Raw genomic sequence first — 5,088 nt, forward strand, 5'->3', positions numbered from 1 at the left:
ATATCCTTATATTCTTGATCATATCTTCTGCCCTTTCCCATAATGGACACATCCTTTCTTAACTAAATATTATTTTACTTAGTTCGATTTAATGTGTCCACTACTTTATACTAACACCATATATGAAATCAAATAATTATGAAGTATCTTTTCATATAGCTGTCGATGATGTAGAAGCTATACAAGCTATTCCTTTTAATAGAAATGCTTGGGCGAGCGGAGACGGAGCAAATGGAAAGGGAAATCGTAGTTATATACACATCGAAATTTGTTATAGTAAATCAGGAGGAACTAGATTCATTAATGCTGAAAAAAGAGCAGCTAAAGAAATTGCTCTTTTATTAAAGAAATATGGATGGACAATTAATAATGTTAAAAGACATAAAGATTTTTCTAATAAATATTGTCCTCATAGAACTATGGACATGGGTTGGAGTAGATTCTTAAATATGGTACAAGCTGAATTAAATGCATTAAATAATCAAGTTCAATCTAATAATGATGTTCTTTATAAAGTTCAAGTAGGAGCTTTTTCTAATAAATCTAATGCTGAAAGATTAGCTAATGAACTTAAATCTAAAGGATATCAAGCTATTATTATAGCAGTAAAAAAATAAATAAAATAAATAATACTCATTAATTTGAGTATTATTTATTTTTTATACATTTTGAAGATGGCAGAGGAGGATTAGTTGATTGGATTAATAAAGATAATAATAATTTAACAAAGAGTTCCTGGAACTCTTTGTTAAATTATTATTATCTGATAGATATGGAAAAACTTTTGATGTTAATCGATATATTATTAAAGTTGTAAATAGATTACAGCATATAAATTTATTGATTGGATTAATAAAGAAAATAAAAAAATCAATGTTGAGATTCACAATCTCAACATTGAGTTCCAGAAACTCAACGTTTCATTCTTTTGAGAATCTCATTTTTAACAGAAAATAAAAAATTTGACAGTGATTTCAAGGAAATCACTGTCACATTATTATTATCTGATAGATATGAAAAAATTTCAGAAGGTACTATCAATACCTTCCGAAAAAAAAATGAAAAAATTTCGAAAGCCGGTGAAACCGGCTTTCGAGAATTATATTAATTTAATTGCGAGTCAGACTCGCAATTAAGAGACATACAAGAACAATAAGATTTATAAAACTGGTGGATGCTTATTCTCAGCCAAGGATATTTTTAAAATTGGATGAATAATAAATAATACTCATTAATTTGAGTATTATTTATTTTTTATACATTTTTTTATTCTTAATGTTGGACTATAGTATATTCTTCGTCCTTCATTATATTTAATTTTAGTATTAGTAATTTTACTATTAACAACAACAACTTGACGATATGTTATATTAAAAACTCCTAATAATGGAATTCTCATTTCCACACTTTTATTATCTTTATTAACTTTTTTACTTCCTTTTTCTAATTCTTTGCATATTATATTAATAAATGTTTCATATATAAGCCTTATTTCTTTTTTTGTATAATTAGTTTCAGGATAATTTTCTTTAATATATTCATATATAGAATTTACTAATCCTTCTTTAGTCATGATAACAACTCCTTAAATATTATTAGTATATTATTATGTTTTAGAAATTCTATCAAATTTACGACCCAGTTTAATAAACTCGGCCGCAGTCTCATCATAATATAATTAGCCTTGATTTAAATAATCAATAACTTCTTTTTTAGATACCTTCAAATTTTATAAAATTTATTATTTTTATGGAATTTTTTCTATATTATGGATATTTTATAAAATAAAATATTAAAAATTAAAGGAGAGATTTTTATGAAAAAATCATTTATCAAAAACTTATTAATTACAAGTACTATATTATTTACATTAGGAGGTTTAGTAGGATGTAAAACAGAAGAATTAAGTAAAGGGGAACTAAATGATAAAGTTATAGAAATTTTAGAAAAAGATTCTACATTAGATATATTAGATAAATATAATGTAGAAAGTAAATACTATAGCAATAATAATGAATTAAGAATAAAATTTTATAGTGATGAATATGAAACAGATGTTGATACATTAAAGGATACAATAAATAGATATTCTAAAATTGTATATGAAAAATTAAATAAATTATATAATGAAGAAATAAATTTAACTATAATAGTTACTATAAAAGATAATAAATTTATAATATCTAAAAATGGAGAAATTAGATCTATATATCCAGAAAATAATAAAAATTATAGTGAAGAAGATAAACTTATAGAAGAAATAGTATTTGATAATATTACTAATTTTGAAAATTTTAAAAGAAAATATAATAAAGCGGGTTATAATTATCTAGAAGAAAATTTAAAAGATTTTGATACTCTTACTATTTTATTTGAATATGAAGATTTTTTAATGAATGATGATTATTTTATAGAAAATGCTAATGAATTTTCTAATAATATTAAAAAAGAAGTATATAACAAAACAGGAAAATTAATAAATGTAGAAGTAAAAGGAATTAAATATTCAAATGGCGAATTAAATTATGAATTATCTGTCATTAATTAAAAATAAATATATAAAGGGAGAGGATTTTATGAAAAAATTATTAGTGAGTCTATTATTGTTATTATCAATTGTCAATTTGGTAGGTTGTTGGAGAAAACCTGAAAGAACTGATGTAGAAGAAGATCCTAGAATAAGTCAAGAAGAATTAGCAAAACAAAAACATGCTATCGAAGCTAGAAAAGAAAGAAAAAGACAAAGAGATGCTGAAAAAGAAGCTGAAAAAGAAAAAAGAAAACGTGAAAAAGCTTTAGCAGAAAAAGAAGAACGTGAACGTCAAAAAGAACAACAACAAGAACTTCCAGAAGAACAACAACAAGAACAAGTTATTCAAACAACAAAACAAGAGAAAGTTCAACAAGCTATAGATAATTATCGTGCTAATATGGATAGTGCACTTGCAATAACTGAAAGTTTTGATAATGGAATGAATACTAGTTATGACATTTCTTATAATGAAGAAACAGATGAAATTTATATATATTTTTATCTAACAACACCTTACTTTACTCCAAAAGAAGTTATTGAAATGTTAAAAACATTTGAAGCTAAAGATACTGTAATGGATATTGCAATATCTTGTAGCGTAGAAAAGTCAAGCATTAAAAAATATTTAAAAGAGCAAGGTGTTTCTGTTAGTTATATATATGTTGGATATTTTAGTGGGACAAAATATTCTATTGCATCTATTGATACGAATTACAATGTATATTTTGTAAATCCATATATGAATTAAAAAATTAAATAATTAATAATTAGGTATTAATTAAAAAATATATAAAAGGAGAGAATTTTATGAAAAAATTATTAATGTCAATTTTAATTGGAATGTGTTTAATAGGTTTAGTTGCAATGAGCTTAGTAGGTTGTGGATCAAAGAGAGAAGTTAATAATGTAATGCATTCAGAATATGATAACTTAGATTATTTAGTAATGAGTAATCCAATATCAAGTGAATTTGTAATGGGATTAATTGCAGAAGATTTAGAAAATGTTAAGGATATAGATTTTACAAAACCTTACTTCATATTAAAAGATGGGCATTATATAGTGTACGGCATATTAGAATATAATCCCCATACTAATAATTTTGAAGTTTTCGTCTATGATGTTGTAAAAGGTGAAGAAAAAGAATTAAAAGAATACATGAAACAACAAAAACCAATTTGGGAAGAGGCATGTAAAAAAAATTTAGGAATGGATGAAGAATAAAAAATATTAAAAAATAAATTTTAAAGGAGTGTTATATATGAGTAAAATGGTAAATTGTAAATATTGTGGTGAAGAGCTAAATGGAAGATTTACAGTATGTCCTAATTGCGGTAAATGTTTAGTGAAAAGACATAAATTATTATTTTATATTCCAATGGTTGTTATTTTATTAGTAGTGGGTTTTATGCTAGATGGTAAAGAAGAAAAAGTTAATAAAGCAGAAGAAAATTATGAATTTGTAAAACGAGATGTTAAGGATAATTATAATAATAATGATAACTATAATAATAACGATAATTATAATGATAATAATTATAATGATAATAATTATCATTATACTGATAAAGATAATGAATACCACGTAGAAATAATTAGTGGTTATAGTGATGGTAATACTGCATTTATACAAGGTACGCTTACTAATAATAGTGGTAGGAACGTAAGTATATCAATTTCAATTCCAACTTATGATGCTAATGGAAATAGAGTTGGTGATGCATTCGCTTATATAAGTAATTTGCGTGATGGAGAAACATGGAGCTTTGAAGCTGTAGATTTGAAAGGTGGAGTCACTTTTTCAGATAAATGTGAAATAATTGCATTTTAGAATTTGAATATGAATGATAAAGGGAAGAGCTACTCGGTAAATAAAAGTATTAAAAAATAAATTTAAAGGAGTTTTTTATGTGAATAAAAATAATGGAATTAAAATGAGCAAAACACAAGAATTAATATGTATTATAGTATGTGTAGTTGTTTTATTTTTATGGATAAATGATACTTTTAAAGATAATGGCGTACACTATACTATAGAGTATACAGATGCTTATTATGATGCAGGCTGTATGTATATAGAAGGAACTTTTGAAAATGAAGGTAAATCTTTAAATTGCGTTATGATTAATATTCCAGTTTATGATTATAATGGTAATAGAATAGGCACAGCTTATACTAGCTTATCAGGAATAAGACATGGAGAAAAATGGAATTTTAGAGCTATAGAAATAGGTTCTGGTCCATTTCAATTTGGAGAAGCTGAAATAATCGCTTATTAGAAATTGATATACTAAAGATAAAAAGCGAATCTGCTTACTTATATAATAAAAAAAAATAATATGGTATAAATTAAAGGAGAGGTTATTATGAAAAAATCATTTATTAAAAATTTATTAATTATAAGCACTATATTATTTACATTAGGAGGATTAGTTTTGGTCTTATGTCAATATTTTGGACACAAAAAGTCAAACTTTTTTATGCTGCACTTCTAGCTAATAATTCACATTGATCTGGAGTCATGTAATTAATAGAAGAGTGTAGCCTTTTTCTGT

7 protein-coding genes are annotated in these 5,088 nt (G+C 24.4%); 6 read left to right on the plus strand and 1 reads right to left on the minus strand.

From position 1 onward, the window contains the following. Window positions 1-122 precede the first annotated feature (122 nt). Complete coding sequence (locus tag LQE93_RS16460) at window positions 123-617, plus strand: N-acetylmuramoyl-L-alanine amidase (RefSeq protein WP_231074544.1); 495 nt, start codon at window positions 123-125, stop codon at window positions 615-617. 626 nt (window positions 618-1,243) lie between these two features. Here the strand turns inward: LQE93_RS16460 and LQE93_RS16465 are convergent. After that, window positions 1,244-1,573, minus strand: a complete 330-nt coding sequence (locus LQE93_RS16465) for an HU family DNA-binding protein (protein ID WP_231074546.1) — start codon at window positions 1,571-1,573, stop codon at window positions 1,244-1,246. Window positions 1,574-1,816: 243 nt separating this feature from the next. Between LQE93_RS16465 and LQE93_RS16470 the strand changes: the two genes are divergently transcribed. The 5 genes from LQE93_RS16470 to LQE93_RS16930 all read left to right on the plus strand — a co-directional run bounded on the left by LQE93_RS16470 (window position 1,817) and on the right by LQE93_RS16930 (window position 4,812). Next, window positions 1,817-2,548: a hypothetical protein gene (locus tag LQE93_RS16470; protein WP_231074547.1), complete on the plus strand. Its 732-nt coding sequence runs from the start codon at window positions 1,817-1,819 to the stop codon at window positions 2,546-2,548. 28 nt (window positions 2,549-2,576) lie between these two features. Then, entirely contained in the window at window positions 2,577-3,281 is a 705-nt protein-coding gene (locus LQE93_RS16475) for a hypothetical protein (protein ID WP_231074549.1), read from the plus strand. Window positions 3,282-3,340: 59 nt separating this feature from the next. Then, window positions 3,341-3,757 (plus strand): hypothetical protein, encoded by a 417-nt coding sequence (locus tag LQE93_RS16480; protein ID WP_231074550.1) that lies wholly within the window; start codon window positions 3,341-3,343, stop codon window positions 3,755-3,757. Window positions 3,758-3,794: 37 nt separating this feature from the next. Continuing rightward, window positions 3,795-4,364, plus strand: coding sequence for an FxLYD domain-containing protein (locus tag LQE93_RS16485; protein ID WP_231074552.1), 570 nt, complete (start codon window positions 3,795-3,797; stop codon window positions 4,362-4,364). A 79-nt stretch (window positions 4,365-4,443) separates the two neighbouring features. Then, a complete protein-coding gene (locus LQE93_RS16930; RefSeq protein ID WP_231074554.1) occupies window positions 4,444-4,812 on the plus strand; it encodes an FxLYD domain-containing protein in 369 nt (122 codons plus the stop codon). Window positions 4,813-5,088: the final 276 nt, after the last annotated feature.

Origin of the sequence: Clostridium sp. NSJ-145, from assembly GCF_021044725.1 — a bacterium.
Lineage (GTDB): Bacteria > Bacillota > Clostridia > Clostridiales > Clostridiaceae > Clostridium > Clostridium disporicum_B.

Bases quoted from the DNA above. Each gene is read 5' to 3' on its own strand.
- LQE93_RS16485 (WP_231074552.1), top strand. From the start codon at position 3,795: ATGAGTAAAATGGTAAATTGTAAATATTGTGGTGAAGAGCTAAATGGA.
- LQE93_RS16470 (WP_231074547.1), top strand. From the start codon at position 1,817: ATGAAAAAATCATTTATCAAAAACTTATTAATTACAAGTACTATATTA.
- LQE93_RS16475 (WP_231074549.1), top strand. From the start codon at position 2,577: ATGAAAAAATTATTAGTGAGTCTATTATTGTTATTATCAATTGTCAAT.
- LQE93_RS16460 (WP_231074544.1), top strand. From the start codon at position 123: ATGAAATCAAATAATTATGAAGTATCTTTTCATATAGCTGTCGATGAT.
- LQE93_RS16465 (WP_231074546.1), bottom strand. From the start codon at position 1,573: ATGACTAAAGAAGGATTAGTAAATTCTATATATGAATATATTAAAGAA.
- LQE93_RS16480 (WP_231074550.1), top strand. From the start codon at position 3,341: ATGAAAAAATTATTAATGTCAATTTTAATTGGAATGTGTTTAATAGGT.